13 protein-coding genes and 1 tRNA gene are annotated in these 15,753 nt (G+C 46.6%); 6 read left to right on the plus strand and 8 right to left on the minus strand.

The window, feature by feature from the left end; all coding sequences use genetic code 11:
• Positions 1 to 7: 7 nt before the first annotated feature.
• From B0I27_RS00925 to B0I27_RS00945, 5 genes are all read right to left on the minus strand, one after another.
• A complete protein-coding gene (locus B0I27_RS00925) occupies positions 8 to 1,744 on the minus strand; it encodes an STN domain-containing protein (RefSeq protein ID WP_106290468.1) in 1,737 nt (578 codons plus the stop codon).
• Between the two features lie 6 nt (positions 1,745 to 1,750).
• On the minus strand, positions 1,751 to 2,692 hold the full coding sequence (locus B0I27_RS00930; RefSeq protein WP_106290470.1) for a FecR family protein: 942 nt from the start codon (positions 2,690 to 2,692) through the stop codon (positions 1,751 to 1,753).
• Between the two features lie 4 nt (positions 2,693 to 2,696).
• Positions 2,697 to 3,275 carry an RNA polymerase sigma-70 factor gene (locus B0I27_RS00935; protein WP_106290472.1) on the minus strand — a complete coding sequence of 193 codons (579 nt, stop codon included), beginning with the start codon at positions 3,273 to 3,275 and terminating at the stop codon, positions 2,697 to 2,699.
• A gap of 78 nt (positions 3,276 to 3,353) precedes the next feature.
• Positions 3,354 to 4,004 carry a head GIN domain-containing protein gene (locus tag B0I27_RS00940; RefSeq protein ID WP_106290474.1) on the minus strand — a complete coding sequence of 217 codons (651 nt, stop codon included), beginning with the start codon at positions 4,002 to 4,004 and terminating at the stop codon, positions 3,354 to 3,356.
• Between the two features lie 26 nt (positions 4,005 to 4,030).
• Entirely contained in the window at positions 4,031 to 5,179 is a 1,149-nt protein-coding gene (locus tag B0I27_RS00945; protein ID WP_106290476.1) for a hypothetical protein, read from the minus strand.
• 208 nt (positions 5,180 to 5,387) lie between these two features.
• Between B0I27_RS00945 and B0I27_RS17860 the strand changes: the two genes are divergently transcribed.
• Complete coding sequence (locus B0I27_RS17860; RefSeq protein ID WP_425428102.1) at positions 5,388 to 5,507, plus strand: hypothetical protein; 120 nt, start codon at positions 5,388 to 5,390, stop codon at positions 5,505 to 5,507.
• Positions 5,467 to 5,604, plus strand: coding sequence for a hypothetical protein (locus B0I27_RS00950; protein ID WP_181276641.1), 138 nt, complete (start codon positions 5,467 to 5,469; stop codon positions 5,602 to 5,604). Before B0I27_RS17860 ends, B0I27_RS00950 begins: the two co-directional genes overlap by 41 nt.
• On the opposite strand, the gene B0I27_RS00955 is transcribed toward B0I27_RS00950, so the two are convergent.
• Positions 5,601 to 6,392 carry an SDR family NAD(P)-dependent oxidoreductase gene (locus tag B0I27_RS00955; protein ID WP_106290478.1) on the minus strand — a complete coding sequence of 264 codons (792 nt, stop codon included), beginning with the start codon at positions 6,390 to 6,392 and terminating at the stop codon, positions 5,601 to 5,603. The two genes, B0I27_RS00950 and B0I27_RS00955, sit on opposite strands and share 4 nt — an antisense overlap.
• Positions 6,393 to 6,591: 199 nt before the next feature.
• Positions 6,592 to 7,593 (minus strand): hypothetical protein, encoded by a 1,002-nt coding sequence (locus B0I27_RS00960; RefSeq protein WP_106290480.1) that lies wholly within the window; start codon positions 7,591 to 7,593, stop codon positions 6,592 to 6,594.
• Positions 7,594 to 8,024: 431 nt separating this feature from the next.
• Here B0I27_RS00960 and B0I27_RS00965 point away from each other — a divergent pair, with 431 nt between their 5' ends.
• The 3 genes from B0I27_RS00965 (at position 8,025) to B0I27_RS00975 (ending at position 11,748) form a co-directional block, all read left to right on the plus strand.
• The gene (locus B0I27_RS00965) at positions 8,025 to 10,607 is read left to right on the plus strand and encodes an alpha-L-arabinofuranosidase C-terminal domain-containing protein (RefSeq protein ID WP_245925391.1); all 2,583 of its coding nucleotides are present in this window, start codon (positions 8,025 to 8,027) and stop codon (positions 10,605 to 10,607) included.
• A gap of 2 nt (positions 10,608 to 10,609) precedes the next feature.
• Entirely contained in the window at positions 10,610 to 11,590 is a 981-nt protein-coding gene (locus B0I27_RS00970; protein WP_106290482.1) for a glycoside hydrolase family 43 protein, read from the plus strand.
• Between the two features lie 88 nt (positions 11,591 to 11,678).
• Positions 11,679 to 11,748: transfer RNA gene (locus B0I27_RS00975), tRNA-Cys, on the plus strand.
• A 55-nt stretch (positions 11,749 to 11,803) separates the two neighbouring features.
• Here B0I27_RS00975 and B0I27_RS00980 read toward each other — a convergent pair.
• Positions 11,804 to 12,379, minus strand: coding sequence for an acetate uptake transporter (locus tag B0I27_RS00980; protein ID WP_106290484.1), 576 nt, complete (start codon positions 12,377 to 12,379; stop codon positions 11,804 to 11,806).
• Between the two features lie 244 nt (positions 12,380 to 12,623).
• On the opposite strand from B0I27_RS00980, the gene B0I27_RS00985 reads away from it, so the two are divergent.
• Entirely contained in the window at positions 12,624 to 15,740 is a 3,117-nt protein-coding gene (locus B0I27_RS00985; RefSeq protein ID WP_245925392.1) for a SusC/RagA family TonB-linked outer membrane protein, read from the plus strand.
• Positions 15,741 to 15,753: the final 13 nt, after the last annotated feature.

Consider the following 15,753-nt stretch of genomic DNA (forward strand, 5'->3'; position numbering starts at 1 on the left):
GCGGAACTTACATTAATATCAGTCCCGCATTCCAGCCAATCCAAGCTCTTACCTTGTCAGAAAAGGATCGGCTGTATCGAGGTGCTATGTCTGTTTTATATCCCTCTCCGGCTATCCCAATAGCCTTGCTGTAGTAAACAGAGTAAGAAGGGCCGGCAAAAACCGTGATAAATTTCGTAGCCTTAAATTGCAGGTGTGTTTGAGCTTTATTCAGGTAATGGTTATTAACAGGCTTACCAAGATAGAGAAACTGTGACAATAGCTCTGCAGCTAAAGAGAGGCGATGATTAAAGATAAAGTCGTGACCCCAGCCTATCCCTGCGGAGTAGACCTTTTTGGAATCGGACACGTTCATCCCTCCGATCAGCATCGTGTATAGCTTTGCATTTCCCGTCTTGATGCTGATATTGGTATTCAACACCTCGTTGCTGGAGATACTCACCTTATGGTAACCTTTTCTTACCAGATTTAGCAGGCCGAAACCTACTCCTGAAGAGGTGTCGGCTACATTGACCAAGCCGATTTGCGTGCCATGCATATTTTTGGAATAGTTAAGAATACCGGCAATCTGCGAACCTTTAAGGCTCCCCCCATTGATATTCGCCATGCCTGCAATCTGTGTTCCGCGAACTGACTTTGCAGCAAGGTTTACGATGCCTGCTACTTGTACTCCGTACAGCTTGTCTAAACTGGCGTTGATAATTCCGGCCGCCTGCACACCGTGAATAGACCCTCGAACGGTGTTGGCTAGTCCAGCCGCCTGTACCCCGTCGGTACTGTCTAAAACAAGGTTTGCCAGTCCTCCGGCCTGTACCCCATTCACTGATCCGCCTACGACGTTCAGCATACCTGCAAGCTGCACTTTCTTTACGTCCTTTTTGGTGACATTAAATATTCCGCCAAGTTCGACACCGTCAACACCGGCAGTGTAACCACCAAAGAGATTCAGCGACCCTTTGTTCACAATCTGGGAACTCAGCATTCCATGAGAACTTAATCCCGGCATCAGGGATGCTTGAAAGGGACTGTTCGCAATAAAATCGGGAATATTCAAACTCTGTATCCGTTGACGCGAAGAGGTGAGGAAGCGCCCGAAACCGAAACGTTCCACCCGGTTTGAAGGTCCTGCGTTTGAATCATCATCCACATAACCTTGCGCACTAACCGTAATTGCTGACAGAAATTGCAGGCTGGTATCGCGAAAATTTTCTTTGCTCACTGTCAGAACTATTCCCTCTTGTGCCTTTTTGAATTTTAGCTTGAAAAAGCCCTTCTCGTCTGTAAGGGTTGATCTTAGTAACTTTTTCTCGTAGACGCTTGCCTCTTTTACAGTTTCGCCGCTTCGTTCATCGTAAACATATCCTTCAATTTCGTAAAGCTTCCTTTGCGTGTAGATGTTTTCAGGCACTACCGAGAATCGCCGGGATGTAGGTCGCAGAATGATGTAATTCCCGCTTTCTTTGAACTCCACGTCTCCTCGAAACAGCTGCTCGAGAACCTCCCTGATCGTTTTGTTTTGCGCTGAAAATGAGATAATGCTATCTTTTTGCAGAATCGCTCCCGTATAGGAGAAGTTGAAGCCCCCTTGTTTGCTGATCGCGTTAAGGACATTCTGGAGCGGCTGCCTGTTTATGTTCAATGAAATTTTCCGCGACAGATTGGAACGATAGACTGGAGAAGTGTGCTGTCCAAACACTGGTACAAGAAAGAAAGCAAAGAGCGTAAAAATGAGGTTTGCCTTCATTCTGAATTATTTGAGAATGTAGGAATTACCTCGCCTGATCACCTCGCAGTTTATAGTCTCTCCCACTATCTGGAGTATTCTGTCGAGTGATTCATTCTGGAAGCGCGTTGTGAGTGTGACGTTCCTCAATGCAGGGTTTTCTATCCTGATCTCTGCCTGATAGGCTTCATTAAGCACTTCTACAAGCCGCCAAAGTGGCGTATTGTCGGCTACAAACTCGTTGCTGCGATAGTAATTATAAAGCAGGTCTGTGTTTTTGAGCAAGGTCAGTTTCCCTTCTCTTGCAGTAACTTTCTCACCTTTATGCAATTCTACCACCTGCTCACCTTTGCTTACCTTTACAATGCCTGTTTCCACAATAACTTCTGTGAGCGATTCAGTGTGTTTAACGTTAAAGGAAGTTCCGACCACCTCTATGTTCAGCCCGTCTGTCTCTATAATAAACGGTCTTTGTTTATCAGGCGCAACATGGAAGAATACCTCTCCTCTTTCCAGCTTAACGTTTCTATCGCCACCATCAGCATCAAACGAGTAGGAGAGGACTGAGTTTTTGTTTAATATAACACTGGAGCCATCGGGCAGTGACTGATTAAGAGTCTGCTGATAGGCGGTAAGCGTCTTGTTTTTATTTCCCATCAGGTTAAACATCATCCATGCTCCGCATACCAGCACAAGGGCCGCCGCTATTTTCATCCATCCATAGCGTGCCCAAAGCTTTACAGGTTTCGTTTGAGGGATACTCACTGTCTTCGCCTTGAAGCGCTCCCAGGCTTCGTCTTCATTAATGGTGCTGGCCGTTGCCAGTTTCTTACTGGTATTCCATATCAGCTCCAGATTTGAAAACTGCTTCCGGTGGCTTTCGCTGGCTGCAAGCCATAGCTCTACTTTCCTGTCTTCATCCTGACGGGTTTCTCTTAAAAGATACTTAATTAAAAGTTCGTCGTCCATGTCCTTATAAATATTTGTCGACCAACCAAAGTATTACCAGCGGCAGAAAGTCTGCCAGCTTTACCCGCATTATTTTTAGGGCCTTACCCATCTGGTTTTCCACGGTTTTGACCGAGATCCCCAGATGGATAGCTATTTCCTTATATTTTAACTCTTCAAAACGGCTCATCTGAAAAATGGTGCGGCACTGCTGAGGAAGCTCATTCAGAGCCTCCGCAATATGATGTTCAAGCTCTCCTAGTTCGAGCTTGTGGGTAGCGCTGTATGCTTTTCCTTCCATAGCATAGGCAGCATAAGTCTCGTATTTCGCCTTTATTTTATTATGCTTAAAGTAATTGAGGCAGTCGTTATGTACCATCTTGTATAGGTATGCCTTTACAGAGATCTGCACGCTCAACTGCTCCCGGCGCTCCCATAACCTCAGAAAAACGTTCTGTACCATTTCTTCCGCCAGCGCTTCGTCGCGCAGCATGACGTTGGCGTAAGCGTGTAAGGCTTTAAAATGTTCCTTAAACAAGCGCTCAAACGCATTTTCGTCATCGAACGGTGCCTGGGATACTGAAGCAGCAACTGTTGATTCCACTTTGTAAGTTTCGTCCCAAACTTAGATATTTTTCGCAAAATATTTCATTTCAGAACATGAAACGGAATCAAATGACGGTTAAAATTTCACAACCTTGCCGCTTCCGGTAACTTTGGAATCCAGCTGAGGGTTACCCCTGTAGAAAACCTGTCCGCTGCCACTGATGCGGGATCTTAGATGCGCAGACACGCTAAGCCTTACATCGCCGCTACCTGAAATATCAATATCTGCGTTTTCCGCCTGCAGGTTCTCAAGTCCAGCTTTTCCGGACCCTGACAGATCGATGTCTGCGTTTTTAGCTTGCAGTTCATCGTGCAGAACGATATCTCCGGAACCACTGATGCGCAGGTTAAATTTGTCTTGTGCAGGGAATTCTCCGCGTATACTCATTTCTCCACTCCCGGTCAGGGCAAGAAATTCCAATTCAGGCATGGTAATGAAGACCTCTATGTCGTCGTCGCTAACGCTTGCGTTTCTATAGCCAAGCTCAAGCGTGTTTTCTCTCACTTTTGTTTCGAAGCTGCCTATGAGATTAGAAGAGCCTCTCAGCTCTACACGGAATTCCGTGCCCTGGTTGATGTATACCCGGTTTGATCCGCTGCTGGATACGCCATCAAATGTGCCTGGAGTTCGTAGTTCTGTAATCTTATTGCCATTGGCTTCTAATCGCTCTTTTGTGCATGAAGTAATAACAGCTGCAAATAAGCCTATAAATAATAAAGTTTTCATAGATGTTTTTATGTGATTATTGATTGTTAAAAAGTAAAATGTAGTCCGCCTGCGTAACCGATATATAAGCCATGAAAATAGTCTCTGTTAGAACGGCTCTCTCGCTTCCATAAATAGTCATTTACCAGGGTTTCGCCCCACAGCGTATTGGTGTGGACGAGATTAAGAGTAGGGCCGCCGAAAATTTCTATGGTTTTACCCAGCTTCAATGCAGGGAATATTCTCAAACTCGACTTGAAATACTCACCCGTGTGAAAGTTGTCCAGATAGACTGTAGCAATTTCTGTGTTTAAGCGCAGTAAATTACTTAGAAAGAAATGCGCGCCGAGTCCCGCTTCAAATGCATACATCTCATCATCGATATCCTTCCAATTGTAGCCCGCGCCGATAATTCCGTATAGCTTTTTACCTCCGGAACGAAAGGATAGGAGGGAGGTCTGAGTTTCATCCGTACTTAACCCGATGCTCTTTTCTCCGTTTCTGATGATGTTGATGATACCAATCGGATGATCGCTGCTGTCGGCAACATTAATAAAAGCAGCAAGCTGGATGCCCTTAACTTTTCTGGCAACGTTCGCAAAGCCACTGATCTGAGAACCGGAAACATCTTCTCCAATATTGGCGAAGCCAGAAATCTGTGAACCTCTGACGCCCTTCGCAACATTGGTAAACCCTGCAACCTGGGTTCCCTGTACCTGCATTGCGACGTTGGCGAAGCCGGCAAACTGCGCACCTTTTATCTCTTTTGCCAGGTTAAAAAAGCCGGCAAACTGTGCGCTTTCCCCGTTGCCAACAGCCACATTACCAAAGCCCGCAAACTGCAGTCCCCTTGAATCTCCATAAGTATTTAGAAAGCCAGCGAAAAGTAAGCCGTTTGCCTTATTGCCGATATGATTGGAAAAGCCGGAAAAAGCTAAGCCATGTACGTTATGCTTGACGAAGTTTGACAGGCCCGCGAAAGCGAGTCCTTTCTCCTCAGCGGAAACACCAGCAATCAAGTGCAATGAAAAATGATTGGTATCGGCTGGTGCATCTGTTCCATTCGTGCTAAGCGGATAAACAATGCCAATGTGTACCTTATCGAATTTAGGTAACTGAGCTGCGCTTTCAGCTGCCTGAATAGATAACAACGCCGCAATCGCGGTTCTAAAAATGGGGGTATATTGTCTCGTCATTCTTGTGATTTTAAAGTGTGACAACGAAAAGGATATTCACCCCTACGCAATACTAAAAAATATTTCTGCCACTATATTGCAATACGAAGACTAGATCTTAACCCTGAGATAGGGAAACGTTTATCACTATTACAGACTGACTATGAAAACAGAGGAATTATTTGACGCAATCATCATTGGAGGAAGCTACGCGGGACTGTCAGCTGCGATGGCCTTGGGTCGTTCTGTAAGAAAGGTATCGGTTATAGAAGCGGATTGCCGTGTAACAGGCAATCCGTGTAGACTTTATGCAGAAAACGGCTGTTCCGGGAGTGTACGCTTGTGGTGATAACTCATCTCCAATGCGTTCTGTTGCAAGTGCCGTTAGCACCGGCGCTACCGCCGGCGCTATGGTAAATATGGAATCGGTAAACGAGGAGTTTTAGCTTTTATCCTTCGGCTCCTGTTGTTTACCCATTGTTTCTGAGGCTACGCTATCAGGCAGGACGTTAGCCATCGCGACCTGTACTTTGTTCTTCATTCCGGAGACGATTTTATCGTCGCCGGACATTAATGCGTCATAGCCGTCTTTGGCGACATCTTCCGGGTTGGAAAGCTTGGAGTCCAGGATCTTAGAATCCAGCATATCCGCTTTGTTGAAGAAATCGGTGTCCGTAGCCCCTGGCAACAAAGCGGTAACGGTTATATTGGTGTCTTTCAGTTCGTTTCGTATGGCTGCCGTCCAGGAGTTCACAAACGCCTTCGTGCCGTGATAGACAGATTGGTATGGTCCGGGTGCTTCTCCTGCTATCGAACCCACGTTTAATATCCTGCCGTCATTCATCAACAGCATGTCTTTCAGGAACAGCTTGGTCAGCGTGATACAAGAGATAACGTTTAATTGGATAATATCAATCTCTTTTTCCAGGTCGGTATCCTCGAATTTTCCATAGTATCCCTGTCCCGCATCATTGACCAAAATGTCGATGTGGATACGGAGGGATTTGACTTCATCGTAGATCTCCCGGGCACTCTCTTTTAAAAAGAGGTCTTTAGCGATGGTATGCACTTGTATTCCCTCGCTGCGTAATTCTGAGGCGGTACGCTCCAACGCACTTGAATCCCGTGCTACAATAACAAGGTTGTATTTATCCTTTGCAAATAATTTTGCCAGCTCATATCCTATGCCGCTGGTGGCGCCTGTTATTAACGCATGTCTTTGATTGTTTTCCATTGGTTTTTATTTAGTTAGATGATGTTTAGAGTGTAGTATAATACAGATAATTTTTACTATTGTTCAAACGGAAAACATTATAAGGCACGGCACAGACAATAGCGGCTTTAATACCCGAATCGACTGGTCACGAAATACAATCCCAGGGGAACGGGCTGTATCATGGAAAATGAGCGGCTTTTTTCTTGAAGAGTATAACTTAGCGTTTGGAAGAAAACGAAATCCGCTCCCTGATCTGGAATTGTACCTTGTCATCGCCATCTTCCGTTCGATGTTTAGTAGTTGCTTTCTTTTTCATTGCCGTCGTCGTTGTTTCCGTTATGTTCTCGTTCCTTCGTTTCAAATCCCTTAGCAGTCTGTTGCCTTCGTAACACATATTATTAAAGGATGCTCCCCGTGTTTGCTGCGCCTCATTGAGTTTCATATTCACCGGACCCGTAGGGTATTCTCCCGGTTCTTCCGCGTGGAAAGCAGCGACAATTGAACAGGGACTGAATTCCTTGCTATTGAGCAATACATAACCTTCTTCCATCCGGGTTTCACTATAGGCCAGCAGTGACACGCTGAGCATCAGCAGCTGATCGGGTTCCGGCCGGGTTTCAAAGCGGATCTCCCGGGCCTCAAGCTGAGCCTGCCAACGAAACTCCAGGTCTTTCACTTCCAGATATTCGTAGTACTCCTTCCTGAAATTGAAGCCGATCAGACTGAAACGGATCTTGTACTTACTCACCGGTTTACTGATGCTTAGCGGTACCCTCAGGTCGGTTTTGGCGTTCAAAGCTCCCATGAACACGCTTAGGCGACCCTCTTCATCCCGCTCTACCCGCTGACTGACCTGTAGTACTTCGCTCAGCCGGCTCTTCATATTGAAGTCCATCCCGATGAGGCTTTCCAGGTCCGCGTCATGCAAGTCGCGCTGACCAACGCTTCCGCGTAAGCTATTGCGAAGACCCCGGTACACCAGCTGCGTGCTGCGGCTTACCGCTTCGCCATCCCGGTGCACGTAGGCCGGCTCAAAGGCCTGACGGATTACTGCCGCCGTGGTACTGGAAAGCCCGAACTCCGTGGAGGCCCGGATGCTGGCACTGGTCTGTTCGAATTTACGGGGTTTCCCCTGGATGATGTTCATTTCGCGGTAGCCGCGATATACAACGGAACCTGCTGTTCCGCGTACGATTCCTTTCTTGTCTACTTTTGCCATAACCTTGTTTGATTTGGAGAACAAGGTAGCGCGGCAGAAAACCTGTGACGATTTTTTCGCCAAAATCGACAAAATTTTATGGAATTTTTAAAAAAACGTACTTCAAAAGCAGTCAAGCCTCGCTTAGGCTGAGCTTAGTACTTCTTTATATGAAAGACTATATGTCCACATAAAAGGCAGTGAAAAGTCCCACTTCAAGCTCCTCAGGTGGGACTTATCGCGGAACAATGAGTGCCTGTTACCGGCTTGATATAAGAGCGGTATTAGACAGGACTAAGAAAATGATACCCCCCCTTTCATATTTGGACTTTTACGCTATGCTCTTTTTTCTTTCGCCCCATGCTGTAAAGGCAGCACCCGATTGGAAGCGTAGGATAATAACTGTTATTTCAGTTGATATTTAATGCTATTTTTAGGCATACCAATTAACCATGATCAGAAAATTCAAAAATCTAAGAGTTGCTCTCTTCTTCTTTTTAGGATACTGCATTTCAAACGGCGCGATGGCGTCCGATCAGCCGGACTCGGTTTATCTTTTCGCTTACGGCACAAATGGTTTACGCTTCGCCTGGAGTCAGGACAAGCAAAACTGGACTTCCATAGGCAACGGACATCCCTACGTAAAGAGCGATTACGGTGCATGGGGGAGCGAGAAAAGAATGTATACGCCTTATTTAATCGAGGGAAAGGACGGAAGATGGCAGGCGGTATGGGGTCTCAACGATCGTACTTTGCAATTTGCTCATGCAGGTTCGAATGATCTGATCAGCTGGGGTCCTCAAAGTTATCCCTATCTGGAAAAGGGAAAAAATGTATTGAAGCCGGTCATCTCTTATGACAAGATTTCTCAAACCTATCGCATAACCTACACGGATTCTCAGAGTAAATACTTTCAAACCACAACCCAAGATTTCAAGAAGTACAGCTCTGCAGAGGAAGTTCCGCCTGCCCAATATAAAAATCAAAGTACTACCATTTCCCTGGGAGGGGAGAAGGTCGAAGGACAAGTACATCGCGTTTCATGGATACTTGTTGACGGTCTCCTTAAAAGCTACCAGCTGACGCAATATAATGCGGCGCTGAACGCTGAAACAACCAGTCAGGATGCACAGCGTTTTGCCGGCTTGAAAACAGTTGATGCTAAGATTGTCCTGCAACCACAAGCGTCCAAGCCAATCAGTGACATGTTGATGGGAGTATTTTTTGAAGATATCAACTATGCTGCTGACGGGGGTCTATATGCGGAGCTTATTCAGAATCGTGGCTTTGAGTATCATCCGGCGGATAAAAAATATAATGATAAGGCCTGGACCAGCACTCACGCATGGAGTGTTAGAGGCGAAGGCGCCAGCCTACAAGTGGATTCAGTACAACCTTTGCATGGCAATAATCCCCGTTATGCAATGTTCACGACCGAAAGCAGTAGAGCCGCACTGATAAATACCGGCTTCGATGGTATTGTCGTTAAAAAAGGCGAGGCCTATAATTTTTCAATGTTCTCCAGGCAAATTGCCAAAGCGGGCGGTAAGCTCGAAGTGAGATTGGTAAGCGAAAAACAAGGTTTGCTGGCTAAAGCTACGATTGCGCTTCCTTCTTCAGAATGGAGGTCCCTCAAAACCACTTTGACCGCTTCAGCAGACGCTTCCGATGTGAGGCTTGAACTGCAGCCCTTGCAAGCAGGAAGCTATGGATTCGATATGGTCTCTCTCTTTCCTCAAAAAACTTTCAAAGGGCGTAAAAATGGCCTGCGTCCCGATCTCGCAAAGACCATCGCTGATCTCCATCCCCGTTTCATTCGCTTTCCAGGCGGATGCGTAGCGCACGGAGACGGGATTGACAATATCTACAAATGGAAGAATACGATTGGGCCATTGGAAACACGCGTCCCTGATCGCAACCTCTGGAACTACCACCAGAGCATGGGGCTCGGTTATTTCGAGTATTTCCAGTTCTGCGAAGATGTAGGGGCAGAGCCCGTTCCTGTACTTGCTGCCGGGGTACCGTGCCAGAACTCATCTCATGGGGGCGGGGGACAGCAGGGTGGCATCCCAATGAGTGAAATGGGTAAATATGTTCAGGATATTCTCGATCTGGTAGAATACGCCAACGGAGGAGTCAACACCACCTGGGGAAAGAAGCGTGCTGAAGCCGGCCACCCCAAGCCTTTCAACCTCAAATATATCGGCATCGGAAACGAAGATCTGATCACTGAAGTGTTCAGGGAACGTTTTGAAATGATCTATCACGCACTGCGCAAAGCCCACCCCGAAATAACGATAATTGGTACTGCCGGTCCTTTCTTTGAAGGAACGGATTATGTAGAGGGATGGAAGATTGCTTCTGAACTGGATATTCCGGTTATCGACGAGCACTACTACCAGTCGCCCGGTTGGTTCATCAATAACCAGAATTTTTATGATAAATACGACCGCTCCAAATCCAAAGTCTACCTAGGTGAATATGCTGCCAGTCTGCCCGGAAAGGTCAGGACGAACCTGGAAACCGCTCTTGCGGAGGCGGCATACCTCACATCACTGGAACGAAACGGAGATATTGTGCACATGACTTCCTACGCGCCACTGCTGGCTAAAGAAGGACACACCCAGTGGAATCCCGATCTGGTGTATTTCACCAACACGGAAATAAAGCCGACAGTCGGTTACTATGTGCAACAGCTTTACGGACAACATGCCGGCGACCGCTATATTCCCGCAACGATCACCCTGTCTGAGCAGGCAGAAAATATCCGCAAGCGGATTGCTTACTCTGCGGTAAGGGACAGCAAGTCAAACGATCTCATTATCAAAATGGTGAATATCCTTCCAGTGTCGGTGAATGCTGAGCTTGACCTGGCGGGGCTCAAACTCGGGAAAAAGATATCCAGAACGGTACTAAGCGGTGATCCCGCCGGCACAACAGCTAAGCCTCAAACGATTGATGATGTGATTTTGGAGAAGAACACGCTCGAACTTCAGCCATACTCCCTCACCGTTTTACGATTCAGCAACAAGTAACTATGAAGAAAAGAGATTTTCAGATACTCCTGGCAGGCTTATTGGCCCTTTTGTTCACTGTCGATCTAAAGGCGCAGAGTGCCGGATACCTGTTTGCCTATTTTACCGGCAATAAGATGGAGCAGGAACAAATACACTTTGCTGTCAGCAAAGATGGATTCACTTATTCCGCCCTGAATAACAATAAACCGGTTATTGATTCAAAGGCGATCAGCTCCAGTGGGGGAGTCCGCGACCCGCATATCTTGCGAGGCGAAGACGGAAAGACCTTCTATATGGTCGTTACCGATATGGCCTCATCAAAAGGCTGGGACTCCAACCGTGCGCTCATCCTGATGAAATCGCGCGATCTGATAAACTGGACTTCCCATGTGATTGATATTCAGCAAAAGTATAAAGGCCACGAGGATTTGAAACGTGTTTGGGCGCCTCAAACGATCTACGATTCCGAAGCCGGTAAATACATGGTGTACTGGTCAATGAAACATGCTGATCAACACGATATTATCTATTATGCCTATGCGAATAAGGACTTCACGGATCTGGCTACTGAGCCTAAACCCCTGTTCATTCCCAGGTCGCCTGCCTTCAACATTGATGGTGACATCATTAAAAAGGACGGTGTCTATCATCTGTTCCGCAAAACCGGCGGTTCTGACGGTGCAGGCATAAAGGTCGCCACAACCACCTCCCTTACTTCAGGCAACTGGCAGGAAAACGACCGCTACCTGCAACCCACGAAAGAAGACGTAGAGGGTTCGTCGGTTTTCAAGCTGAATAACTCAAACAGCTATATCATGATGTATGATCTCTTCAAAGCACATAGCTTCCAGTTCTCTCGTAGTGAAGACCTGCAAAATTTCCGGGTAATTGATAATGAGGTGAAAATGGATTTCAAACCACGACATGGTTCTGTAATTTCCCTGACAAAAAGAGAGCTGAAGTCCCTGACAAAAAAATGGGGCAACCGCAATAAAAGTTGATTTTTCGCATGGACGATCTTAGGAGCGACTGATATGTTACATATTAGTCTATAAAGTTAGTAGATAATTTACTATCTTTGTAATACAAGCCCGGATGGCCGAGTGGTAGGCGGAGGTCTGCAAAACCTTTTACGGCGGTTCGAGCCCGCCTCCGGGGTCTGCATTCTTAAACGAGATCCGTCCGGCAATTACCAGACGGATCTCGTTTCAACATTAAAGCGGAAGCACTTTCTTGCCCCAAACCTCATTCAGGACCTGTGCTGTAGCGGTGTAAATAGCTATGAGTCCGCAAATAATCCCCTCATAACCCGCAAAAGTTTTTATTCCCTCATTACCCGTATAATCGCCAACGGCCAGCAAGATAAATAAAAGGGTTAAAGACCCAAAAACCATCTGTAGCGCTCTGCTTTGCTTTAGCGTTGCCAGAAACAGAAGAAAAGTAAAAAGGCCCCACATAGACAAATATGCAACCAGTCCGTTTACAGAAACAGGAGTGGCCCAGCCCAACTTTGGTAAAACCAGCAGGCCAACAAACGTCAGCCAGAAAAAACCGTATGATGTAAAAGCCGTAAATCCGAAGGTGTTGTTTTTCTTAGCTTCGATGATCCCTGCGATCACCTGTGCTATGCCGCCGTAAAAAATTCCCATCGCCAGAATCATGGAATCCAGCGCAAAAAATCCTGCGTTATGAATATTTAACAGCACAGTGGTCATGCCGAATGCAAACAGTCCCAGGGGTGCAGGGTTCGCATATAAATCTCTTAGAATTACTTCTCTTTCTTCTTTCATTTGTCAATTACTATTCTCGTGCGAAAATAGAACTCCGTAGATTACAAAAAAGGGATCTGCGTCACAATTCTCTCATAATTTATAAACTCTACAACACCTATAGATTATTCTCTATATTTGCAGCTTTATTGGTCTTCCCACTACTTACCCAGAAAGATGGAGGGAAAGACCCTATGAAATCTTAGCAACATGCTACACACAGATACACATACAAACACATCTCTTACTTTTTAATACTACTGAATTGAAACTTTTCTACTTGCTCAGGAGCAGGTTGCTGTCTGCACTTCTCCTCACTACTTTGCTTTTACTAAAATCCTACAGTGCTTCTGCCCAGCAAAGCCGTATAAGCGGACGGGTAATTGAAGCAGGCACATCAGAACCTCTTCCCGGAGTAAGCGTTACCATTAAAGGTTCCACGAACGGAACGCTGACGGACGTGGACGGCCGCTATAATATTCAGGTAAGCTCAAATGAAGATGTTCTACGCTTTACCTTTATTGGCTTTGAAACCAAAGAGGTTCCCGCCCGGCAGGCATCTGCAGTGATCGAGCTCAAACAGGCGAATAATACCCTGAACGAAGTGGTGGTTGTTGCCTATGGTACGGCTAACAGATCTAACTTTACGGGTTCTGTTTCTTCCATCAAAGGCGATCAGCTTGAAAAACGTCCTGTATCCAATATAGGCCGCGCCCTCCAGGGTGTAGCTCCCGGAATACAGTCAACGGCTCAATCGGGACAGCCCGGAACGGATGCCACGATCAGGATCAGGGGAATTGGCTCTGTCAACGCTTCAAGTGCGCCTTTATACGTTGTTGATGGCAATCCTTTCAGTGGTGATCTTGCCTCCATCAACCCGAATGATATAGCCTCTGTGAGTGTCCTGAAGGATGCAGCCTCCAGCGCCTTATACGGTTCAAGGGGTGCGAATGGTGTGATCATCATTACCACCAAACAGGGTAAAAGGAGCGGTGAAACCCGCGTGGGAGCTAACTTCTCTCAGGGTTTTTCGTCTCGCGCAGTTAAAGACTATAATCACTTAAGTACCAATGAATACTTTGAACTAACCTGGGAGGCCATCCGGAACAACCAGCTTGCTAACGGTGTATCGGCAGCCAGCGCAGCAGAGACAGCAAGCCGCAGCCTTGTGCCCTCACTTAGTATCAATCCTTATGGATCAGCATTCCCGCAGCCGGTAGGTACCGATGGAAAGATTGTATCGGGAGCCACTCCTTTATGGAATGACAGCTGGGTGGACGAACTGACAAGGGTAGGAAAGAGAACACAGGCAGATATCAACTTCAGTGGGGGTAACGATAAATCGCAGTATTATATCTCGGGGGGTTACCTCAATGATGAAGGAATGGCTATTGGTTCAGGCTTCAAAAGGTATAATGCTCGTGTAAATGTTAGTACACAGGCTAAGAAATGGTTGAGTGCGGGACTGAATATCAGTGCTGCAAACTCCAAACAGGATTATCCTCAATCTGAAGATACGCAAACATCCAATGTGATTAACTTCAGTCGTATAGTGGCCAATTTTTATCCGGTATACAAGAGAAACGCAGACGGATCATATCTGCTCGACCCGATAACCAATAACAGGGTTCTCGATTACGGAGAATACAGGCCTTCAGCTGCCAGTCCGCGCACCAACCTGGTCGGTACGGTAGGTCTTGACAAATCAGAGATTTCCAAAGATAACCTTTCAGGAAGGGCGTTCCTCGAAGCGACCTTTCTTCCCGAACTGAAGCTGCGTACTACCTACAGCGCTGATTTAACCAATCAGAATGACCACTATTACATCAACCCCTCTTTTGGCGAAGGAGCGGCAACGCAAGGGTCTGTTACAAGGAGTAATTACAGAACCCTCTCTTATACGATCAACAACATCCTGACTTACGATAAGCGGTTTAATGACGACCATCATTTGAATCTATTAGCCGGACAGGAGTTCTATAGCTTCAACAGAAAACAGATCTCCGGATCCCGCGCCAGGTTTGCGTTCCCCGATTTTTATGAACCCGACGCAGCCTCTCAGCTGAACTCCTTCAACGGTTATTCCGATCAGTATGCTTTGCTGAGTTTCCTGGGTCGTGCTGAATACGATTACAAAAACCGCTATTTCTTCTCAGGTTCATTAAGAACCGACGGATCATCACGCTTTTCACCATCAGCGCGCTGGGGTACGTTCTGGTCGCTGGGTGCCTCCTGGAAAGCCTCAGAGGAAGCGTTCCTTAAGAACCAGTCATGGCTTGATCTCCTGACCCTCCGGGCAAGTTACGGTGGCCAGGGTAATGACAATCTGGGTATTTATTACGCATACGAAGGTCTCTACGCCGTATCCAATAATCTGGGTGAAAACGGAGTCGTGACTTCCCGTTTGGCTACTCCTGACCTGAAGTGGGAAACCAACCTGAACCTCAATGTAGGTCTCGATATCTCCGTTCTGAACAACCGCTTGGGTGCAACCTTCGAATTCTTCAGCAGACGCTCGAAAGACTTGCTGTTCAAACAGCCCAAGGCGCCTTCAATCGGCTACAGCTCAATTGATGCCAATATCGGATCGCTTCAAAACAACGGGTTTGAGGTACAATTGAACACGGTTCCGGTTTTGTCCAAGAACTTCAGATGGGGGCTTGATGTAAATCTTACACACTACAAAAATAAGATCACAGCTCTTCCGCAGCAATTTGTCGACAATGGCAACAAGCGCCTTACCGTAGGCGGCTCCATCTACGACTTTTACCTGAAAGAATGGGCGGGCGTCAATCCCGAAACCGGAAGTCCGCAGTGGTACTTTACTGATGCGAATAACAATAAGGTGGTCACCACACAATACGGTATGGCAACCAGCTATATCGGTAAAAGTGCACTTCCCGATTTCTTTGGCGGTATCACCAATACCTTCAGGCTGTTCGATTTTGAACTTTCTGCCCTCCTTGCGTATAGTGTTGGCGGATATGTGCTCGACCGCGATTACGTATTGGTCCTGCACAACGGTAATTCTCCCGGCAGAGCCTGGGGTAAGGAGATGTTGAACCGCTGGACACCGGAAAACCGGAACACCGATGTGCCCGCACTCTCTACGACGGCCAATAACTGGAACTCGCTTTCCACACGATTCCTCTACGACGCTTCCTATGCCAGGCTAAAGAACGTTTCTTTACGCTATCATTTGCCTAAGTCGATTATAGATCGTCTGAACATCAGCGACCTGAGCGTATCACTGATCGGGGAGAACTTGCTTACCTTCTACGGACACCAGGGTATGGATCCTGAGCAGGTAGTAGACGGTACAACTTATTTCAGATACCCGGCAATCAAATCGGTATCCGCAGGCATACAGTTAACATTTTAATATTAGGAATTAC

Source organism: Arcticibacter pallidicorallinus, assembly GCF_003002875.1.
Classification (GTDB): Bacteria; Bacteroidota; Bacteroidia; order Sphingobacteriales; family Sphingobacteriaceae; genus Arcticibacter; species Arcticibacter pallidicorallinus.

What these genes read in the sequence shown, in the direction of transcription:
- B0I27_RS00925 (WP_106290468.1), bottom strand. Translation starts at nt 1,744, where the DNA reads ATGAAGGCAAACCTCATTTTTACGCTCTTTGCTTTCTTTCTTGTACCA.
- B0I27_RS00930 (WP_106290470.1), bottom strand. Translation starts at nt 2,692, where the DNA reads ATGGACGACGAACTTTTAATTAAGTATCTTTTAAGAGAAACCCGTCAG.
- B0I27_RS00940 (WP_106290474.1), bottom strand. Translation starts at nt 4,004, where the DNA reads ATGAAAACTTTATTATTTATAGGCTTATTTGCAGCTGTTATTACTTCA.
- B0I27_RS00945 (WP_106290476.1), bottom strand. Translation starts at nt 5,179, where the DNA reads ATGACGAGACAATATACCCCCATTTTTAGAACCGCGATTGCGGCGTTG.
- B0I27_RS17860 (WP_425428102.1), top strand. Translation starts at nt 5,388, where the DNA reads ATGGCCTTGGGTCGTTCTGTAAGAAAGGTATCGGTTATAGAAGCGGAT.
- B0I27_RS00950 (WP_181276641.1), top strand. Translation starts at nt 5,467, where the DNA reads ATGCAGAAAACGGCTGTTCCGGGAGTGTACGCTTGTGGTGATAACTCA.
- B0I27_RS00955 (WP_106290478.1), bottom strand. Translation starts at nt 6,392, where the DNA reads ATGGAAAACAATCAAAGACATGCGTTAATAACAGGCGCCACCAGCGGC.
- B0I27_RS00960 (WP_106290480.1), bottom strand. Translation starts at nt 7,593, where the DNA reads ATGGCAAAAGTAGACAAGAAAGGAATCGTACGCGGAACAGCAGGTTCC.
- B0I27_RS00965 (WP_245925391.1), top strand. Translation starts at nt 8,025, where the DNA reads ATGATCAGAAAATTCAAAAATCTAAGAGTTGCTCTCTTCTTCTTTTTA.
- B0I27_RS00970 (WP_106290482.1), top strand. Translation starts at nt 10,610, where the DNA reads ATGAAGAAAAGAGATTTTCAGATACTCCTGGCAGGCTTATTGGCCCTT.
- B0I27_RS00980 (WP_106290484.1), bottom strand. Translation starts at nt 12,379, where the DNA reads ATGAAAGAAGAAAGAGAAGTAATTCTAAGAGATTTATATGCGAACCCT.